Origin of the sequence: Luteibacter sp. 3190 (assembly GCF_031456385.1) — a bacterium.
GTDB lineage: Bacteria > Pseudomonadota > Gammaproteobacteria > Xanthomonadales > Rhodanobacteraceae > Luteibacter.
Genome location: NZ_JAVDUO010000003.1, coordinates 345,025 through 365,742 on the forward strand (window position 1 = coordinate 345,025; position 20,718 = coordinate 365,742).

Annotated in this window: 11 protein-coding genes and 1 riboswitch; of the genes, 7 read left to right on the forward strand and 4 right to left on the reverse strand. The window is 68.3% G+C overall.

What is annotated here, in order from left to right; genetic code table 11:
* Window positions 1–186: 186 nt before the first annotated feature.
* Genes J2X58_RS14455 through J2X58_RS14465 form a run of 3 tightly spaced genes read left to right on the forward strand, consistent with a single transcriptional unit; the run spans window position 187 to window position 4,885 of the window.
* Complete coding sequence (locus tag J2X58_RS14455; protein ID WP_310049010.1) at window positions 187–2,574, forward strand: hypothetical protein; 2,388 nt, start codon at window positions 187–189, stop codon at window positions 2,572–2,574.
* Complete coding sequence (locus tag J2X58_RS14460) at window positions 2,571–3,554, forward strand: hypothetical protein (protein ID WP_090175089.1); 984 nt, start codon at window positions 2,571–2,573, stop codon at window positions 3,552–3,554. The genes J2X58_RS14455 and J2X58_RS14460 overlap by 4 nt, the downstream gene beginning before the upstream one ends.
* Window positions 3,551–4,885, forward strand: coding sequence for a hypothetical protein (locus J2X58_RS14465; RefSeq protein WP_310049011.1), 1,335 nt, complete (start codon window positions 3,551–3,553; stop codon window positions 4,883–4,885). Before J2X58_RS14460 ends, J2X58_RS14465 begins: the two co-directional genes overlap by 4 nt.
* 28 nt (window positions 4,886–4,913) lie before the next feature.
* Here J2X58_RS14465 and J2X58_RS14470 read toward each other — a convergent pair whose 3' ends face one another.
* Entirely contained in the window at window positions 4,914–5,447 is a 534-nt protein-coding gene (locus J2X58_RS14470) for an acyloxyacyl hydrolase (RefSeq protein ID WP_090057896.1), read from the reverse strand.
* 234 nt (window positions 5,448–5,681) lie between these two features.
* Between J2X58_RS14470 and J2X58_RS14475 the strand changes: the two genes are divergently transcribed.
* From J2X58_RS14475 to J2X58_RS14485, 3 genes are all read left to right on the forward strand, one after another.
* Complete coding sequence (locus J2X58_RS14475) at window positions 5,682–8,642, forward strand: EAL domain-containing protein (protein WP_310049013.1); 2,961 nt, start codon at window positions 5,682–5,684, stop codon at window positions 8,640–8,642.
* A gap of 121 nt (window positions 8,643–8,763) precedes the next feature.
* Window positions 8,764–9,540: a class III extradiol ring-cleavage dioxygenase gene (locus J2X58_RS14480; protein ID WP_090057891.1), complete on the forward strand. Its 777-nt coding sequence runs from the start codon at window positions 8,764–8,766 to the stop codon at window positions 9,538–9,540.
* 62 nt (window positions 9,541–9,602) lie between these two features.
* Window positions 9,603–10,157, forward strand: a complete 555-nt coding sequence (locus J2X58_RS14485; RefSeq protein ID WP_310049015.1) for a DUF2239 family protein — start codon at window positions 9,603–9,605, stop codon at window positions 10,155–10,157.
* A gap of 137 nt (window positions 10,158–10,294) precedes the next feature.
* On the opposite strand, the gene J2X58_RS14490 is transcribed toward J2X58_RS14485, so the two are convergent.
* Together J2X58_RS14490 and J2X58_RS14495 are read right to left on the reverse strand one after the other, a co-directional pair.
* The gene (locus J2X58_RS14490) at window positions 10,295–13,480 is read right to left on the reverse strand and encodes an efflux RND transporter permease subunit (protein WP_310049016.1); all 3,186 of its coding nucleotides are present in this window, start codon (window positions 13,478–13,480) and stop codon (window positions 10,295–10,297) included.
* Window positions 13,481–13,607: 127 nt separating this feature from the next.
* Entirely contained in the window at window positions 13,608–15,488 is a 1,881-nt protein-coding gene (locus tag J2X58_RS14495) for a TonB-dependent receptor (RefSeq protein ID WP_310049018.1), read from the reverse strand.
* 149 nt (window positions 15,489–15,637) lie between these two features.
* A riboswitch (cobalamin riboswitch) is annotated at window positions 15,638–15,878 on the reverse strand.
* 346 nt (window positions 15,879–16,224) lie between these two features.
* On the opposite strand from J2X58_RS14495, the gene J2X58_RS14500 reads away from it, so the two are divergent.
* The gene (locus J2X58_RS14500) at window positions 16,225–19,227 is read left to right on the forward strand and encodes a TonB-dependent receptor (protein ID WP_310049019.1); all 3,003 of its coding nucleotides are present in this window, start codon (window positions 16,225–16,227) and stop codon (window positions 19,225–19,227) included.
* A gap of 145 nt (window positions 19,228–19,372) precedes the next feature.
* Here J2X58_RS14500 and nagA read toward each other — a convergent pair whose 3' ends face one another.
* Window positions 19,373–20,521 (reverse strand): N-acetylglucosamine-6-phosphate deacetylase, encoded by a 1,149-nt coding sequence (gene nagA / locus J2X58_RS14505; RefSeq protein ID WP_090059031.1) that lies wholly within the window; start codon window positions 20,519–20,521, stop codon window positions 19,373–19,375.
* Window positions 20,522–20,718 lie beyond the last annotated feature (197 nt).

Below are 20,718 nucleotides of genomic sequence, written 5' to 3' on the forward strand. Positions count from 1 at the left end.
CGGTCGACGGACGGCGCTTCGCTTCCCCGGCGGAGCGCCGTCCGAATTTCCTCACGCCCCATCGCACGGCAACGCACGTCGCGGTTGCCGTGACTGCCCATTTCAGGCGGTCTACGGCGATGTGACGGTGCACGCGCCGCGCGGCGATGGCAGCATCCGCGGCCGGACGTGAGGAAAGGAAAAGGCATGAAGCCTTGGTGGTGGCGCCGTGGAGCAGGCCTGGCAGGCCTCGGCGCGTTGATGTTGGCTCCGTTGTTTTCCAGCGCGGGCATCCTGCTCGCGCTCGGGCTTCCCTTCGAGCACCTGCGCTTCGGTCTCGCCTTCGACTACGTCGGCACGCTCGACATGCCGGCGGTGCGCCCCTTCGCCACGCGGATCCGCTGGGGCGGCACCCTCGGGGCGCTGCTGCCGCTGGCGGCATGCGTGGCGTGGATCCGGCACCGACGCGACACGTGGCTCGCCTTTCCGCGGCCCGCGCGCGTACGGCCGTTCCTGTCGCCGCGTGAACTGCCGGATCGTCCCCGATGGACGCGTCCGCACCAGCCGGGCCTCGGGCGCAGTCTCGTGCGCCGGCTGCGGTTGCCGCCGGGCGAATCGCTGCTGATCGTGGCGCCCGACTACGGGCCGGCGCTGAGGCACCTGGCCGACGCCGTCGCCACCGCCACGGGACCGTTGCTGGTGCTGGACGTCGACGGCCTGCTCTATCGCGACACCGCCGGCCGGCGCGCGGCCGAGGGCGGCATCGTGCGGCTGGCGCCGTTCGGCGGCGGCGTGCCATGGAATCCGCTCGCCGCCGCCTGGCGGCCGGAGGCCCTCGACGCCACCGCGCTGCAGGCGCTGGCGCAGCGATGGTTTCCCGAGCGGCGCCGCATGGAGCGCGCGCTCGTCAGTCAGGTGCATGCGGTGTTCGTCGCCCTGGTGCACGCGGTCGACGACGTGCTGCGCGCGGGCGGCGAAAGCGTGCCACCCGCGCCCGGCGACCTCTGGCGGCTACTCGCCACGGGCGACGGGCGGCTCGAACCGGCCTGGCTGCATGCGCTGGCGGAGGCGCCCGGGCTGCGCGCGACGACGCGCGACAGTTTGCGCCGCTGCGCGGCGTGCGATGCCGTCTTGCTCGACGCGGTGGCGGAGCGCCTCGCCGAACCGCTGCGCGCCTTCGCGGGCGAGGACATCGACGCCGGTACGCGCGGCATGGCCTTACGCTTCGACGCGAGCGACCCGCGCACGGTCTACGTGCACGTGCCGGCGGGCCGCTGCGACGCGGCCGGGCCTCTGCTCGACGCGCTGCTCGCGCAATGGCGCGACGCCATGCGTCACGCGGAGGGCACGCTGGCGGTCCACGCGCTCGATCACTGGCCGCGTCCGGCCGGTCTGCTCGCGCACATGGCGTCGCCGGAGCCGCTGCGCGTGTTCGCATCGGTGCGGCGCCTCGCGCCCTGCCTCGGCGACACGGGCGGCGCCGCGCTCATGGGCGATCTCTTCGGCGTGGTGGCCTGGCACGGCTGGCGCGACACCGACCGCGCCACGCGCGAGGCGCCGGCGCTCGCGGCGCACCTCGCGCACCGCGGCCGATACCACGCCGCGCATTACCCGAAAGCCATGAGCGTCGACGACCTGCTGCGCCCGCGCGGCGGCGAGCAGCTGATCGTCGCGCCGGACCTCATGCGTCCGCTGCGCTGTCGTCTGCCTCGCCCGGTGCGCAACGTGCCCGCGCCGCCCATCCTCGAAGGAGCCCCCATGTCGCTGCCCCGCCCGCTCGCCGCGCTCGCGGCCACGCTGCTCGCCGCCTGCTCGTCACCGCCGCCGACCGCGACACCGCCCGTCGCGACCGCAGCCGATCCCTGTCCGTTCTGGCCGCCCGATTCGATGGCACCGGAAGCGACGAGCAGTTTCCACCTCGGCCCGCACCGCTTCTGCGTGCAGCAGCGGCTGTTCCATAACCTGATCCGGGCATCGCAGGACCGTGTGGGCTTCGCGCTGAACTGGCCGACGCTCGAACCGCTGCCGCCCGACCTCGACGAAGACGCCGATCAGGACACCTTCGTCTCGACTCTCGAGATCAGGATCGACTACTTCGACAAGTTGACCGACGAGGAAGCGCGCGTCCTACCCCGCAGATGGATCCAACCGCTGCGTCCGAACGACCCCGAAGACCTTAAGCGCCCCGACGACAATCTTGACCTGAGGATCATGGGTGCCCCGGTCCACGGCCTGACGCCGTATTACGCCGACCTGCCCGCGATCCGGCGTTACTACCAGGATCTGTACGGCCACGATACGCGGGCCGGTCTGCCCGACACTCAGGAAGACTGGTTCGTCGACATGGACGAACACGGCATCCCGCGCACGGTGCTCAAGTGCTCGGTCGCGGAGGTGCCCGATGGCGTGCGCCTGGTGAACGATCGCCTAGTGCATGATCCCAAAATCTTCCGACGCGCAACATGCATGCACATGTTCGCGATCCCCGAATACAAGTCGGCCGCGCGCATCACCTACCAGCGGATCATCGCGCCGGACTGGAAACGCATCGAAACGCGCGTCCGCGCGATCCTCGCTAACGGAGAAATGCGATGAACGCGCCCGCTCTTTCCGAGCGCGACATGGTGGTGCTCCGGCACTACGCAGCGGAAGGCAATCGCGAGCTCTACTGGAGCTACCTCGCCCAGCTTCCCGGCAACGACGGCTATGGCCGTCCTCGCGCTGGGCGCGTAGCTCCGATGCCGCTAGCCCGTACGCTCGCCGCGCTCGCGGCCACGCTGATCGCCGCTTGCTCGTCACCCCCGCCGACCGCGACACCGCCCGTCGCGACGGCAGCCGACCCCTGTCCGTTCTGGCCACCCGATTCGATGGCACCGGAGGCGACGAGCAGCTTCCACCTCGGCCCGCACCGCTTCTGCGTGCAGCAGCGGTTGTTTCATAACCTGATCCGGCCCATGCGCCACAGCGTCGGCATCGCTCTGAACTGGCCGACGCTCGAACCGCTTCCGCCGGACCTCGACGAGGACGCCGATCAGGACACGTTCCTGTCGACGCTCGATATCCAGATGAGCTATCTGGAAAACCTGACCGACGAGGAGGCCCGCGTCTTGCCCCTCAGATGGGTCCAGCCGTTGCGTCCAAACCACCCCGAGGACCGGAAGCGCCCCGACGACAATCTGGACCTGCGGATCAAGGGCGACCCGTTCCATGGCCTAACGTCGTACTACGCCGACCTGCCCGCGATACGGCGTTACTACCAGGATATCGACGGGTTCGATACCACGGCGGGCCTACCCGACGCCCAGAACGATTGGTTCGTCGACATGGACGAACACGGTATCCCGCGTACGGTGCTCAAGTGCTCGGTCGCGGCCGTGCCCGATGGCGTTCGTCTGGTGAACGGCCGCCTGGCGCACGATCCCAGCGTCTTTCGGCGAGCTACCTGCACCCACTCCTTCCTTCTTCGCGAGTACAAAGCGGACGTTTACATCACCTACCAGCGGATCATCGCGCCGGACTGGAAACGCATCGAGACGCGCGTCCGCGCGATCCTCGCTAACGGAGAAATGCGATGACCTCACCCGCTCTTTCCGAGCGCGACATGGTGGTGCTCCGGCACTACGCAGCGAAAGGCAATCGCGAGCTCTACTGGAACTACCTCGCCCAGCTGCCCGGCAACGACGGCTACGGGCGCCTGGCGCTGGGCGTGGTCCGCAACGACAACATGCCGGGTGCCACCGCGAACCTCTACGCGCAAAACTACGCCTGGCGTCACCATCGCATCGCACTCAGCGAACGGGAATGGGATCGCTTCGGCGTCGATCTGATGCAGCGCGATCTGGTCCTGCGACAGATCCACCTGGCCAAACAGGAGCCAGCGCTCGCGCTGAACCTTCCGGCGGCCAACGTGCGCGATGCGCACAAGGCTGCCTTCCAGAACATCAAAGTCGACGCCGACGCCTGGACCCCCAACAAGCTGCTGACCGCGGCGCGCCGCGCCGGCGAGGCCGAAGCTGCGCGGCAGATCGCGGCGCACCGCGAACGCGGCGAGCCGGTGCCGGACGAAGCCGCGTACACCGCGCGCATCGTCGACCAGCGCATGGAGAAGGTCTGGTCGAGCATGCTCGACAACGACGCGCTGGGCCTCTACCGGGGCGCCGACACGCTGGCCAGCCTCGCCGCCGCGCAGGACATGCCGGTGGTCGACCGCCTCGTCTATGCGCGCGACATGGCCGAGGCCTATGCCGGTGCCATGCACGACCGGCCGCACCTCGATCCGCACCTTATCGGAAAAGGCGATCGCCACTACACCCGCGACGAGGACGGACGCTGGCTCGAACAACGCGTGCCGCCGCCGCTGGCGCTCGATTTCATCGACAGGGTGCATCCCGTCGAGGACGGGCCGCTGCGGCGCGAACTGGAGGACACCCATCGCCTGCGCCACGAGCGGGAAGCGGCGCGCGACGCGATGCATCCGGACGACCCGGGCAAGCACATCGCCTCGCCGCATCCACTCGCCGACGCGAGACCGCTACTTACGCTGCCCCAGGCCGGCGACGATCCGATCTATGCGGCGATCCGCCTGCAGATGCCGATCGAGGTCACCGACGACAAGGTCGCCGAGGCGGCGCTCGCCGCGCGACAGGCGGGCATCCATCGCGAAAGCGACCTGCCGCCGGTCGATCTGGACACGAGGGACATGATCGTCTTCGGGTCCACGCTCTGGCGACCCGGCTTCGCGGTGGACGCGACCACGCCGGCCCCGCCGCGCGAGGCGAGCCTCGCCCAGGCGGCGACGCTCGACGAGCAGGCCGTCGAGCGGGAGCAGGAGCGGCAGATGGAATTGGCGATGACGGCGCGCCAGGCGCCGTCGCATCGGACGCGCGGGCCGGTGCTGGACTTTTGAGCCGACCCGGCGGGCGCGAACCCTTACATCAGATGTCGAAGCCGATACCCACCAGCGCCATGGTTTCGCCGCGGTTCGGCTCCTGGAAGCCGCCGTTGGAGATGTGGCGGACCTGGAAGCTGACGTTCTTGTACTGCCAGCCGAGGGTGCTGACGAACTCGTAGCCGCTGGACAGCGCCTGCGTGCGGCCGCCGGCCGTGCCCGCGACCTGGAAGCTGAAGAAGAACGGCTGGTACCAGTCGCCGGCGCTGCCGTAGTGGAAGCGCGCGCCCAGGGCGCCGACCCAGATGTCGTCGTCGACGCCCGGATTCGAGTTGCGGTAACGATTGATGTCGCGACCCTTGATGTAGCCGATGGAGACGTCCGGCGACCACGTGAAGCGGCTGTGGCCCATGGTCTGCGGGTCGAACACGGCCTCGACGAAGAACGCGTTGGTGCCGTAGCTGTTCATGTAACTGCGACCACCCTGCACCTCCAGGTGCGTCTGGGCGGCGGCGGGAACGGAAACGGCGGCGAGCGACAGGGCGGCGAGGACGCCGAGGGCGAGGCGGGACGAGCGCATGGGACGGGGGCCTTGTGTTGGGACGTTTGTGAACTGAATCGTTCGGTAAATAGTGTTCAGTCGACGTGAATAAAGGGGGGCCGGCCAATTATTCGTAACGGAGGCCGAGCGCGGCTTGGCCGGACATGCGCTCCTTCACGCATCGCCGTTCAAGGCGGCGGCCCCCATGCCGTTACAGACCCCACGGATTCCGTTCGGGCAGGACGGCCGGCACGGCACGAGGAAACGCAGAGGATGGATGGCACGGCGCTCAAGCTGGCGAGTCGGAAGCGCGTGCGCCACGCGCGACTGGCCGTCTGGGCCGTGGCCGTGGCGCTGTCCGTCGGCGTGGTCGCCCTGGTCACGCTGCTGCAGCTCGACGGGTACCGGAGCATGCTTGGCAACGCCCGCCGCCAGCTCTCCGGGTCGGCCTCCGGCACCGTCCGGATGATCGACCAGGACATCGACGCCAGCCTGGGACCGCTGCTCGCGTTGCGGAACGCGGTGGACGGTCCCGAACCCGGCGCCCTGCACGCGCGCCTCGCGGAGGTGCAGGCCCGCCACCCGGAATTGCCCGCCTTCGTGGCGCTCGACGCCGAGGGCCGCCTCATCGCCTCCACCAGCGTGCCGCTGCTGGACTGGCGCGGGAGCCTCGCCGCCCCTCGGCGCATGGCGCTCGGCGCCAGCGTGCGCGTAAGCATCGCCGACCGCCAGGGCGCGGCGCCACCGGCGATCCGGGTCCTCGTCGATGCGCGCGTTCCGCAGCCGGCCGCGTTCGGCACGCTGATCGACGCCGCGCGCGTGCGCGACGGGATGCGCCATTCGCTGCTCGGGCTCAACGCGTCGATGACCGTCTTCTCGCTCGACGGCCGTCCGTTCGCCACGAATCGCGACGACATCGACGCGCGCTGGACGCGCGCCTCGCCGGCGTCGGGACAGGTCGGCCACTACGACGACGACGACCGTCTCTACGCCTGGCAGGCGTCCGCGCGCTATCCGTTCGTCGCGCTGGTCAGCCTCGACCGCAACGGCATCGTCGCTGACTGGATGCGCCAGGCGCGACCGTCGATGCTGGCCACCCTGGCGCTCGTCCTGCTGCTCAACGGCTTCGCCGCGCTGTTCGACCGCGCCTACCGCCGCCAGACGCGCCTCGTCGACGCGTTGTCGCGCAGCGCCCGACATCTCGGCGACGTGCAGCGCACCGGTCACATCGGCCTGTGGGAAGCCGATCTGGTCAACCAGACCATCGCGTGGTCGGGCCTCGTCCACGAGATCACCGGTCTCCCGCCCGAGCGCGTGGGCGGGCGCATCGGCACCTATTACAAGCTGGTGCATCCCGCCGATCAACCCGACATCGTCGAGTGGCTCCGGCTGTTCTCGCATGGCGACGGCCCTTACGAGTGCGAACATCGCCTGTGCCGGCCGGATGGACGCGAGGTGCGCGTGAACCTGCGCGCGGCGCGGATCACGAACGAGGAAGGTCATTCCATCCTCTCGGGCACGATCAGCGAAATCACGGTGCTGCACGAGACGCGGCAGCGGCTCGAGAACATCGACCGCGACCTCGCGGCCAGCGAGGCGGCCTATCGTCAGCTGCTGGCGCGGATGCCGCTGCCGCTGCTGATCGTTCGCGAAGGCTGCATCGAATACGCGAACCACCTCGCGGAAGAACGGCTCGGCAGCATGGCCGCGCCGCTGGTGGGGCGCCGGGCGGCGGACTTCCTCGATGCCGAGGCGCTCGAAGCGATCGACCGCGGCGCGCCGGAAGGCACCAATGCGACGGCGTGGATCGAGCCCGAATACGGCATGCCCTTCGAAGCGGAACTGGCGCTGTCCGACTACCGCGACCCACGCGGCCGCGGCACGCTGGCGATCATTCGCGACGTCACGGAGCAGCGGCGCTACGAGGACCGCCTGAACCACCAGGCGACGCACGACGAACTGACCGGCCTGCCCAACCGGCGGGCGCTGCGCGAGCGCCTCGACGCGCTCCTCGTGGACTCGGTCGCGGCGGGGACGGGCCTCATGGTGATGTTCATCGACCTCGACCACTTCAAGGTGATCAACGACGCGCTCGGTCACGTGCTGGGCGACCAGGTGCTGCGCGACATCAGCCTGCGCCTTGGCGACGTGCTCGGGGCGCAGGGCCACGTGGGCCGCTTCGGTGGCGACGAATTCGTCGCGATGGTGCCCTTCGACGAGTCCCCGGTGAAAGCCGTCGAGATCCTCCCCCGGCTGCAGCGCGCGATCGAGGAACCACTCGCGGTCGACGGCACGCTGCAGCGCCTGAAGTGCAGCATCGGCGTCGCGTTCGCGACGCGCGACGGCGCCGACGCGGATACGCTCATCCGCAACGCCGACACCGCGATGTACGACGCGAAGCGCTCGGGCCGGCACGCCTGGCGCTGCTATTCCGCGGAGATGCATGCCACGGCGATGGCGCGCCTGAGCGTGCTGACGCGGCTGTCGGAAGCCAACCTCGACAACGAACTCGCGCTCGCGTGGCAGACGCAGCACGACGGCGCCGACGGCACGGTCACCGGCGTCGAGGTGCTCCTGCGCTGGCCCTCGGCGCCGGGCGACCTGCTCGGCAACGAACGCCTCGTGCCGCTGCTCGAGGAAACGGGCGCGATCGTGCCGATCGGCCAGTGGGTGCTGCGCGAGGCCTGCCGGCAGCAGCGGCTGGTGCTCGAGACGCTCGGCCAGCACTGCCGCATCGCGGTGAACGTCTCCGCGCAGCAGCTGGTGCATACCGACCTCGCGGCGGAAGTCCGGCGCATCCTGGACGAGACGGGCGCGCGCGCCTCGGCGCTCGAGCTGGAGCTCACCGAAAGTGCCTTCATGCACGAGCCCGAGCGCGCCATCCGCACCTTGCACGAGCTACGCGCGATGGGCGTGACCATCGCGCTCGACGACTTCGGCACCGGCTACTCCAACCTCACGTATCTGTCGCGCCTCCCGCTGGACAAGATCAAGATCGACCGGCACTTCACGGCGCGCATCGAAGAAGACCACTTCGACACCGCGATCTGCCGCTCCATCGTCTTCCTCGCGCGCAACCTCGACCTGCACGTGGTGGCCGAGGGTGTCGAAACCGAAAGGCAGCGGCGCTGGCTGCTCGACGAGGCCTGCGTCGCGATGCAGGGCTATTTCTTCTCCCGGCCCGTGCCGGTCGAGCAGCTCGGGCGCGACAGGCAGGTCGATCGGGTGACCTAGGCGAGCTGGCGCGTCGTTCGCCTGATGCGCCAATCCGTTCTCCGCACGGCGATTTATCGCCGACCGTCGCGCGCCTACATTGAACAGGTGGCATCAGGCCTCGTCCCCCGGTGATTTCCCCATGTTCCGCGCCCCCGCGATCTTCGTCTCCCACGGTGCCCCGACCTTCGCGCTGGAGCCCGGCCTGCTCGGCTCCCGCCTCACCGACCTCGGCGAGCGCATCGCGGCCGCGTCGGCCATCGTCGTCGTGTCGCCGCATTGGCAGACCTGCGGCGTGCGTGTGACCGGGGCCGAGCGCCCGCCGACCATCCACGATTTCGGCGGCTTTCCCCCTCCGCTGTATTCGCTGACCTACCCCTCGCCCGGCGCCCCCGGGCTCGCGGCGGAAACGGCCTCGCTGCTGATCGACGGTGGCTTCGTGGCGATGGTCGACGCCGAGCGCGGCTACGACCATGGCGCCTGGGTGCCCCTGCGCTACCTGCGGCCCGACGCGGACACGCCGGTCATCCAGGTGTCCATGCCGCACAACCTCGACGCGGCCACCGCGTTGCGCCTGGGCCGGACGCTGGCGCCCTTGCGCGATCGCGGCGTGGCGATCGTGGGCTCGGGCAGCCTCACGCACAACCTCCATGAAGTGCGCCGCGACGGCGACGTCGCCGATTACGCGCGCGCCTTCGCCGCGTGGAGCCGCAAGGCGGTGCTGGAAGACGACGTCGATGCGCTGCGCGATTACCGCAGCGTGGCGCCGAGCGCGATCCGCGCCCATCCCACCGAGGAACACTACCTGCCGCTGCTGGTCGCCCGCGGCGCGGCGGGCGACGACACCCCCATGGCGATCGATGGCGGCATCACGTACGGCGTCCTGTCGATGGATTCGTATGCGTGGGGTGTCTCGTAGCTCGTCATAAATTTACCCGGAACTTATTGCGTTCGATATTTAACCCGGGTAATATGTGAGGCATGGCTACTTACACCGCTTTTCATCACCACACCCGCATCGCCGCGGGCTCCCTGATCGCCGTCGCCGAGCGCTGCAAGGCGTATCTCGACGCCGATCCAAACGGGATGCCCATCGTCTACGACGACGCCACCGGCCGACCCGTCGACATCGATTACCGCGGCAGCACCCATGACGTGCTGGGCCGCCTGGGGGCCGCCGAGCCGGCCGCCAGGCGCGGCCCGGGACGGCCGAAGCTGGGCGTCGTGGCGCGCGAGGTCACCCTGCTGCCGAGGCACTGGGACTGGCTCGCGGCGCAGCCCGGCGGCGCCTCGGTGGCGCTGCGCAAGCTCGTCGAGACCGCCCGTCGCGAGACCGGCGCCGCGGACGAGGTCCGTCAGGCGAGCGAGGCGGTGGACCGTGTGATGCTCGCGCTCGCCGGCGACCTGCCGGGATACGAGGAGGCGTCGCGGGCGTTCCATCGTGGCGAGGCCGGCCGCTTCGACGAACTGACGGAGGCGTGGCCGGTCGACGTGCGGGATTACGTGCGGAGCATGGCGGCCCGGGTGGCGCTGTAGGAATTCGGCGGTTCGGCGTCGCTCGCCGTCGGCCCGCTGTCGCGGGATCGCCGATGCGATCGGCTCCCACCCTTTTCGCCTGCTACCGGAGGGTGGGAGCCGATCGTATCGGCGATGGGTCCGCGACAACGCCGCGATCAGGCCTCGCTTGGCACCAGCTTTCCGATGCCCTTGTCGCGCGCCTTGCGGATCTTCTGCCACCGCTTGTACCGACGCTTCAGCATGCGGCGGTACTTGCGCTCCTTCCGGTCGTGGTTCCAGAGGTAGATCGCCGGGGTGCTCAGCAGCGTGAGCAGCTGCGAGACCAGCAGGCCGCCGACGATCGCGATGCCCAGCGGCCGGCGCATCTCGGAGCCCACGCCGAAGCCGATGGCCAGCGGCAACGCCGCGCCCATCGCCACCAGCGTGGTCATCGTGATCGGGCGGAAGCGCACGAGCGCCGCCTGGCGGATGGCCTCCACCGGCGACATGCCCTGCTCGCGTTGCGCGACGAGCGCGAAGTCGACCATCAGGATCGCGTTCTTCTTCACGATGCCGATCAGGAGGAGCACGGAGATGATCGCCATCAGCGTCAGCTGCGTCTGCGTCACCAGCATCGCGAGGAACGCGCCGGCGCCCGCCGCCGGCAGCGTGGAGATGATCGTCAGCGGGTGTCCGAGGCTCTCGTAGAGGATGCCCAGCACGATGTACACGGCGACGATCGCGCCGATCAGCAGCACCATGCCGTTCGACTGGGCGTCACGAATACGCTGGTTGGCGCCCGTGAAGTCCATGCGAATACCCGGGGGCAGCTGGATCATGTGCACCGCCTGCTCCACCAGCGCGTTGCCGCGATCCGGCGTGACCTTGGGCGCGAGGTTGTACGTGATGTCCGCGGATTCCAGCTGGTTCTGGTGCGTCACGGAGTTCGGCACCGCCACCGGGGCGATCTTCGCCACGGCGGACAGAGGGATCATCTTGCCCGCATGGTTCTTCACGTAGGTGTTGAGCAGCGCCTCGGGGCTGATCGTCTGCGCGGCGGCGGCCGTGAGCACCACCCAGTACTGGTTGATGTCCGAATAGATGATGGATACCTGGCGCTGACCGAACGCGTTGAACAGCGCCGAATCGATGTCGCCCATGCCGACGAGCAGGCGCGAGGCCGCGTCGCGATCGACCTTCACCATCTGCTGCTTGCCGACGGTGTCGAAATCGCTGCCGACGTCGCGGAACTCCTTCATCGTGCGCATCTGCCGCACGAGCTTCAGCGCCCACGGCTGCAGGTTCTCGCCGCTGGTGCTGATCAGCTGGAACGAGTACTGGCCGCGATTGCTGTTGCCGCCACCGCCGCCGAGGAACTGCACCGGATTCATGAAGACCTGCACATCGGAGATCTTCGCGTACTCCTTGCCCATCCGCTCGATGATCTCCTTCATCGATTCGCGCCGTTCGCCCGGCCCGCTGCCCTTGGGCTTCAGATCGACGAACATCATGCCGTTGCTGCCGACCGCGCCGCCGTTGTCGCCGCCGAGGATGGTGGTGACGTCCGCGACGGTGGCATCGGCCTGCATCATGTCGCCGACGCGCTTCAGGCGCCGCGCCATCTCGTCCGGCGAGATGTTCGCATCCGCGTTGATCTCCGCCTGCAACATGCCCGTGTCTTCCTCGGGCATGAAGTTGCCGCCGGCGGTCTTCACCACCGCGATGGCGAGCAGGACGGTGGCGATGAGCAGGAACAACGGTTGCCAGCGCATCAGGCGCCGATGGCGCATCGCCCAGTCGAGTCCGCGCTGGTAGAACGCGAGGAATCCGCGATCGAATCGCTCCAGCGCGAGCTCCCAGCGTCCGGGCTGGCGGTCGGGTCGGTCGTGCTTGAGGTAATGCGCGCAGAGCGCGGGCGTCAGCGTCAACGACACCACGGCCGAGATCAGCACCGCCGCGGCGAGCGTCACGGAGAACTCGCGCAGCAGCTTGGTGATCATGTTGTTGCCGAACAGCAGCGGCGCGAACACCGCGACGAGCGACAGCGTGATCGACACCACGGTGAAACCGATCTCGCGCACGCCTTCGAGCGCGGCGTCCATCGGCTTCGCCCCGTTCTCCATGTGGCGGACGATGTTCTCGATGACCACGATGGCGTCGTCGACCACGAAGCCGATGCAGAGCACCAGCGCCATCAGCGACATCGTGTTCAGCGTATAGCCCAGCGACCACATGATGACGAACGCACCGGCGAGCGAGAGCGGCACGCTCAGCGTCGCGATCAGCGTCGGTCCCACGCGACGCAGGAACACCATCATCACCAGCACCACCATCACGATGCTGATCAGCAGGGCCACCTTGACCTCGTGCAGCGCCGACTGCGTCGTCTGCGTCAGGTCGAAGATCGGCGTGACCTGCGCATCGGCGGGCAACAGCGAGCGGAAACGCGGCAGCGCCGCGCGGATGGCCTCGGCCGTGGCGATGGAATTGGCTTCCGGCCGCTTGCTGATCTGCATGGTCACGGAGCGTTCGCCCTGGAACCAGGCCTTCTGGTACTGGTCCTGCTGCCCGCTGTAGACCTTCGCGATGTCGGACAGCCGCACGGGGATGCCGTTGCGCACGGAGATCAGGATGTTGCCGAAGTCCGACGGGTTGCGCAGGCCGTCGTTCGCCACGACGGTCATCTGGCTGTTGCCGTCGGACAGCACGCCCTGGGGCGAGGTGACGTTTGCGGCGTGCAGGGCGTTGGACACGTCGTTGGTCGTCAGCCCCTTCGCCGACAGCGCGTTCGTGTCCAGCTCGATGCGCACCGCATGCGGCGTGCCGCCGAACACCTGCACGCGCGAAACGCCCTCGATCTGCGCCACGGACGGCGCGATCAGCGTATCGACGACATCGTAGAGCTTGTCGGGCGGCATCGTCTTCGACGTCATCGCCACGAGTAGCACCGGGATCTGGCCGGTGTCGAACTTGAAGTACTGCGGCGGCGTCGGCATGCCCGCCGGCAGGTCGGCCGCGGCGGCGTTGATCGCGGCCTGGACGTCGCGGGCCGCGGCATCCGTCGAGCGATCGAGGTTGAAGCGCACCCGCACGAACCCGGCGTTCTCCGAGCTGTTCGAGTACATCTGGTCGACGCCGGGGATCTGCCCCAGATGGCGCTCCAGGGGGGCGATGACGGTCGAGGCCATCGTCTGCGCGTTGGCGCCCGGCATCTGGACGCTGACGAACACCGCCGGCACCTCGATCGACGGCAGGGCCGCCACACCGAGGAGCATGTATGCGATGGCGCCGGCCAGCGTCAGGCCCGCCGCGAGCAGCGAGGTGCCGATGGGCCGGCGGATGAATGGTGCGAAAAAGTTCACGACACTTCCTGTGATCGCGGGAAGACACCCCGCGCCCGCGAACTTTATGACTTCATGCGCGTTTCGTCGCGTGTGCCTTTAGTGGGGCCCCTGCCGGAAGGCAGGGGTGCCCCGTTCCGGATCGGTCTCAGCGCACCGGCGAATAGCGGACCGTCAGGTAATACGTCCGCCCCAGCTGGTTGTAGTACGAGGCGGTCTCATAGCGCTTGTCGGCCACGTTGGCGACCCGACCCTGCACGCTCCACGCCGTGTCCAGGTGCCAGGTGGCGCGCAGGTCGGCCGTCGCGTAGCCGCCGAGACGGCGGGTGTTGGCCGCGTCGTCGTAGCTGTAGCCGGCCGAGTACACCGAACCGCCGACGGTGACGGGACCGAGGTCCTTATCGAGGTCGACGCGCGCGATGCGGCGCGGGCGGCGGGCGAGCAGGTTGTCCTTCTGGACGCCGTCGTCGCGGTTCTCCGGCTGCTGGAACGTCAGGTAGCCGCGCACGTGCCAGCCGTCGACATCGGCGCCGACCTGGCCCTCGAGGCCGCGGATGCGCGCCTTGCTCACGTTGATCGGGAGGAAGTTCGCGTCGAAGCCGATCAGGTCGTCCACCGTGGTCTGGTACGCGTTGACCGCCCAGTTCCACACGCCGGGACGGGCGGACAGGCCGATCTCGGCGGTCCGCGACTTCTCCGGCTTCAGGTCGACCGGCGCGCCGTACGGGTAGAACTCGTCGTTGAAGGTCGGCGCATGGAACGCCGTGCCGTACGAGGCCGTGACTTTCATGCCGTTGTCGAAGCGGAAGCCGTAAGCCGCCGAGCCGGTGGTGTGGTTGCCGAACTGCGTGTTGTGGTCGTGGCGCGCCGAGAGCTGGATCTCGTGAGGCCCGAACACGCCCTGGTAGAGGGCGAACACGCCCGTGTTGTTACGGGTGTCCTTGAGGTAATCCGTATCGCTCTTGAGCTTTTCCTGCTGGTAGTCGACGCCGACCGAGAGCGTCTGGTCCTTCGCCAGCGTGAAGTCGTTCTGCCAGGTGGCCTGGTTGCGCTTCGAATACAGATAACCCACGCGCGCCTTGTCGACACCGTAATCGACGAAGTCGAGCGTCTTGTCCGCGCCGTCGAGGTAATTGTCCGCGCGATCCTGGTTCTGGCCGAGGCTCAGCGACATGCGCCAGTCGGTCATCGCATCGAAGGCGAGCTTCGCGCCGGCCACCTGCTGCGAGCGGCGGGTGAAGTTCTGGAAGTCGCCGTCGTATTCGATGTCGCCCTTGCTGCGCAGCCAGCTGCCCGTCAACTCGGTGCCGTCGTCCCAGCGGTAGCCGCCCGAGAGCGCGCCGTTGTACGTGCGGTAGGCGTCGTGGTCGGGCTCGTCGGTGAAGCAGCCCTGGAACGCCGTGCCCGCGCCGATGCGGCAGGCATTGATGCCCGAGGTGTACTGGCCGCCGAGGCTGGCGTTGTACCAGGCGTGTTGCGTGCCGCCGGAGATCCCGACCTGTCCTGCCGTGTAACCGTGGCTGCCGCCGGTGACGGAGAGCGACGGTGTCGGCGCCTCGCCGGCCTGCCCGTGACGGGTGAAGATCTGGATGACGCCGCCGATGGCGTCGGAGCCGTAGAGCGACGAACGCGGCCCGCGGACGACCTCGATGCGGTCGATCTGGTCGACGGGCAGCTGCTCGTAGGCGGGCAGGCCCGCACCCACGGTACCGACGCGGACACCGTCGACGAGCACCAGCGTGTGCGCGGAGTTCGTGCCGCGCATGAACAGCGAGGTCTGCTGGCCGATGCCGCCGGTGTTGGCCACGTTGACCCCTGGCAGGCCCGTGAGCAGATCGCGCAGCTCGACCGGCTGCAGGCGCTCGATGTCCTCGCGCGTGATCACGGTGACCGGTGCGAGCACGTCGTCCACCGGCGTCGGCGCGCGGTTGGCGGTCACCACCACGGCATCGAGCTGATCGGGGGTGTCCGCGGCGTGCGCCATGGCGATGGACGACAGCAGGGCCGTCGCGAGCAGGGTCTTCTTCATGGAACCGTCTTCCTCCGCCGCGTGACGCGGCCATACGAAAGGTCGCGCGAGGAGGACGGGCAGCGAACGGCGAACGGGAGGCAAGACCCGGCGGCTGTCCGGATCCGCCCTCCGCGAATCGACCGAAACAGGAGCGCCCGCCAGACAAGGGGCGGGTCGCTTCATCGGGCCGGTCTCCGGACTCGCGCGTGCCAGGACTGGCCGGAACCGGTGCCTTCCCGCTTTCGCAGTGGCGCATGACCGGTTCCACGGGGCCCCTGACCGGGACCAGCCGTCGACGCTTACCGTTGCGGGGGCAGTGCCGGCCTTGCCACGAACGACGTGGCGCACCGGCTTCCCGTTTCATCCCCTGGCCGACGCCAGCGGGACACCCGAACGGCGCGGATGCTACCGCGCAGGGCCCCGAAAGTCACTGCGCCGACGGGTAGGAGCGGACCTGGCCGCGATTCACGTAAACGTTTACCGCACGATGGCAGATAACAAGCAAGCCCTTGAAAAAGCGCAAGTTGTTGTGATGAGGCTTAACATGCACTTGACCATCGCAAAATGATTCGATTACAACCGTAACAGATTGCCGTAAGGGGGCGATTTATTACGCCACGGGGAGAATGCGTCCCGGCGGCTGGATTTCCCGGGAGGGGAACAGGCTGGCGAGACGTGGTTTACGGCAATCGAGAACAACGTCCGGTCCGCGCTTTGTGACCGGCTTTTCTTGCAGTTTCCTGGGGAGACAAACATGCAACGTTCCGACTATCGCGCCGTAGCGATCCGCCGTTCCGCCCTCTGTTCAGCCCTCGCGCTCTGCTTCGCGAGCGGTGCCGTCCTGGCCCAGTCCAATGCGTCGGGTAATGTCTTCGGTCGCGTCGCGCAGCCGGAAGGTGCCGTCGTGCACCTGCAGAACCTCGATACCGGCCTCACGCGCGACGTCGGCGTCGACGCCGACGGTCGCTACCGTGCCAGCTCGCTTCCGGTCGGCCGCTACCGCGTGTCCGTCGAACGCAATGGCCAGACCGCCGAGACGCGCGACAACGTGCAGGTGAGCCTGGGCGGCGTCGACGTATCGTTCGGTGGCGCGGTCGCCAGCAGTGGCGAAGCCCAGACGCTCGAAGGCGTCCAGGTCACCGGCAACGCGCTGCCCGCCATCGACGTCTCGCAGGTCGACTCGCGCACGGTGCTGACGTCCGAGCAGCTGCAGAAGCTGCCGCTCGCCCGCGACGTGACCGCCGCGGCGCTGCTCGCGCCCGGCGTGATCTCCGGCGACAGCCGCTACGGCAACGTCGCTTCGTTCGGCGGTTCGTCGGCATCCGAGAACCAGTACTACATCAACGGCTACGCGGTCACGAACGCGCTGACGGGCCTCGGCTTCACCAGCCTGCCGTACGACGCGATCGACCAGCAGCAGATCTTCACGGGTGGTTACGGCGCCGAATACGGCCGTTCGACCGGCGGCGTGATCAACATCGTGACGAAGCGCGGCGGCAACGAATGGAAGGGCGGCGTCGGCATGTATTTCCAGCCGGCCGGCCTGCGCCAGAGCCCGCGCAACATCTATCGCAAGAACGGCACGCTCTACCAGACGCGTTCCGGCAACAAGAGCACCGATACGCAGTACACCGGCTACATCAGCGGTCCGCTCATCAAGGACAAGCTGTTCCTGTTCGCGGCGGGTGACTTCACCCGTTCGAACAGCAAGTCGACCAGCGTCATCACCGCGCCGCAGAAGACCTACCAGGAGAACAAGGCCACGAAGTGGATGGCCAAGATCGACTGGAACATCACCGACAACCACCTCCTCGAGGTGACGGGTCTCGGCGACAAGACGAACACCGAGCGCAGCATCTACAAGTACGACTACGCGACGGGCCACCGCGCGGCGTACCTCGGCGTCGACAATCTGAAGAACTTCGACGCCGGCCCGGGTTCCGCGCCCGGCGGCGACGTCTACATCGGCAAGTACACCGGCTACCTCACCGACGACCTGACGGTGACGGCGCTGTACGGTCACACGAAGACCCGCCACGAGCGCAACCTCGGCTACGCTGCGAGTGCGAAGTGCCCGTGGATCACCGACAGCCGCTCGGTGAACGTGCCCATCGTCGGCTGCGGCCTGGTGAACGGTACCGTGCTCGGCGAAGGCGCCGAGGACAAGACGCACGGCTACCGCCTCGACGTCGAGTACCGCATCGGCGACCACGACGTCCGCGTCGGTGTCGACAACCAGACCCTCGAATCGTACGCCGGCAACATCTACGAAGGCGGCTATCGCTGGGTCTACCAGGACGCCGGCGAAGTGCCGAACCGTCCGGACATCGTGCCGCCGCCCGGCGACGACTACTTCGTCGAGAAGCGCCTGTTCCAGACCGGCGCGGGCGTGAAGACCGAGCAGGAAGCGCAGTACATCGAAGACCACTGGCAGATGACCGATCGCTTCATGCTGTACCTCGGTCTGCGTAACGAACAGTTCAAGAACATCAACGGCGAAGGCGCGACGTACGTCAAGCAGCGCCACCAGCTCGCACCGCGCATCGGCGCGACCTGGGACGTGTTCGGCGACTCGACCTTCAAGGTGTACGCGAACGCCGGTCGTTACCACCTCGCCATCCCGTCGAACGTGGCCATCCGCGGCGCCTCGGCGTCCACCTATTACAGCGAGTACTACTCGTACACGGGCGTCGCCGCGAACGGCGAGCCGACCGGCACCACGCAGCTCGGTGGCCGCCGCTACCTCAACGGCGAGGACGGCACGCCGCTCGACCCGAAGACGGTCGCGGCCAAGGACATCGACGCGTACTACCAGGACGAGTACATCCTCGGCTTCGACAAGGCGATCAACGAGGACTGGAGCTTCGGCGCCAAGGCCACGTATCGCAAGCTGAAGAGCTCGATCGACGACTTCTGCGACTCGCGTCCGTTCGAAGCGTACGCCGCGCGCAACGGTATCGACATCAGCAACGCGTCGCTGCCGGGCTGCTACCTGTTCAATCCGGGCAAGTCGAACACGTTCCTCGTCGACGTCGGCGGTGGCAACTACGTGCCGTTCGATCTGCGCAAGGACGACTTCACCTCGCCGGCGGGCGTGAAGTTCCCGGATCTCAAGCGTAGCTACTACTCGCTGGACCTCTACCTCGAGCACCACTTCGCCAACGACTGGTACGGCCGCGTCGATTACACGTTCTCCCGTAGCTACGGCAACTCGGAAGGCCAGCTGAAGTCGGATATCGGCCAGCTCGATCCGTCCGTCACGCAGGACTGGGACGCGCCGGAGATCATGCAGTACACGAACGGCCCGCTGCCCAACGATCGCACGCACCAGCTGAAGGCGTACGGTTACTGGCAGGCGACGCCGGAATGGCTGCTCGGTGCGAATCTCGCGGTCGCGACGGGTCGTCCGAAGAACTGCATCGGTGTCGATCCGGTCGACGCGATCGACTACGGCGCCTCGTACTTCGAGTGCGGGCTCCAGCCGTCGCCGCGCGGTTCGAAGGGCCGCCTGCCGTACACCTGGAACCTCGACCTCAACGCCGAATACCGTCCGATGTGGGCCGGCGAGAAGCAGCCGCTGGCCTTCACGGCGACCGTCTTCAACGTGGTCGGCAGCCAGCGTCCGGTGGCGCAGGTGGACGTCGGCGAGACGGGTGCGATCCGCAACGGCGTGCCGGTGCAGAGCATCAACTACGAGCGTCCGATCGCGTTCCAGAACCCGCGCTACGTTCGCGTGGGCGTCCGGTACGACTTCTGATCAAACGACGTGCCAACGCGCGCCCGGACGACGTATCCGGGCGCGTTTACGAAGGATGATTCCCCAGATTGGCCGGCGCGGAGCGCCGGCTTTTTTATGGGCCGACGAAAAACATCGCCGATGCGATCGGCGATGGGTGCTGGCGTCAGGCGGTATGGACGCGTACGCCGCCGATCCAGGTTTCCGCCACGTGCTGCGTTTCGTCGAGCACGACGAAGTCGGCGCGGAAGCCTGCGGCGATGTGGCCGTGCGTGGCGCCGAGACCCAGGAAGGCGGCGGGATAGGTCGAGGCCATGCGGGCGGCTTCGTCGTACGGCACGCCGACCATGTTCACCGTGTTGCGCACGGCGGTGGCCATGTCGAGCGCGGAGCCCGCGAGCGTGCCGTCGGCCGTCTGGCAGACGCCGTCGCGGACCGTGATCGTCTCGCCCTTGAGCACGAAGCTCGGGTTGTCCGAACCGACCGGCGGCATCGCGTCCGTCACCAGCATCATCTTCTCGCGCGCCTTCGCGGCGATCGCGACGCGCAGCGACGCGGGATGCACGTGGTGACCGTCGACGATCAGGCCGCACCAGCTCGCGGCATCCTCGAGCGCGGCACCCACCACGCCGGGTTCGCGGCTGGTGAACGGCGTCATGGCGTTGAACAGGTGCGTGAAGCCCCGCACGCCGGCGGCGAGCGCGCGACGGGTGACTTCGTAATCGGCGGCCGTGTGGCCGGCCGCGACGATCACGCCGTTGTCGACCAGCTGCGCGAGTACCTCGGCCGATGCGCGTTCCGGCGCGAGCGTCAGCAACGTCACGCCACCGTGGCGGCCGGCGACCATCGCGACATCGGCGGCGCCGGCGATGCGGAACTTGGCCGGATCGTGCACGCCCTTGCGCTCCGGCGCGATGAACGGGCCTTCGAGATGGATGCCGAGTACGCCCGGAACGCCCTGTTCGACGGCGGCGTTCACGGCGTCGATGGCCTTCGCCATCACGTCGGCGTCGTCGCTGATCAGCGTGGGCAGGAAACCCGTGGTGCCGAACTTCGCATGCGCCTCGCCGATCGTGCGGATGGTCTCGACGGTCGGCGCGTCGTTGAACAGCACGCCGCCGCCGCCGTTGACCTGGCAGTCGATGAAGCCGGGCAGCAGGGTGCGGCCGCCGAGGTCGTGGCGTTCCGCCGCGCGCACGCGCGGATCGGAGGGCAGGGCGAGACCGGTGATGGTGTCACCGTCGATCAGCACGGCGAAACCGCCCTGGAATCCGTTGTCGGTGAGAACGCGGCCGTTGACGAGGGCGGTGGTCATGGGGGGTGGGCCTTTTGCAGGGGGGCTGTTCTGGAGATGGGAGATGGGAATTGGGGGCGTGGTTCCGGCGGTCGATCAAGGGAGCGGGTGGCGTGTCGCGGGGTTGCCGGTGGCTGTGCGTCGCGGCGCCTTCAGCGCCCGGGGTACCGCCCCTCATCCCCCATCTCCCACCTCCCGTCTCCCATCTCCCATCTCCC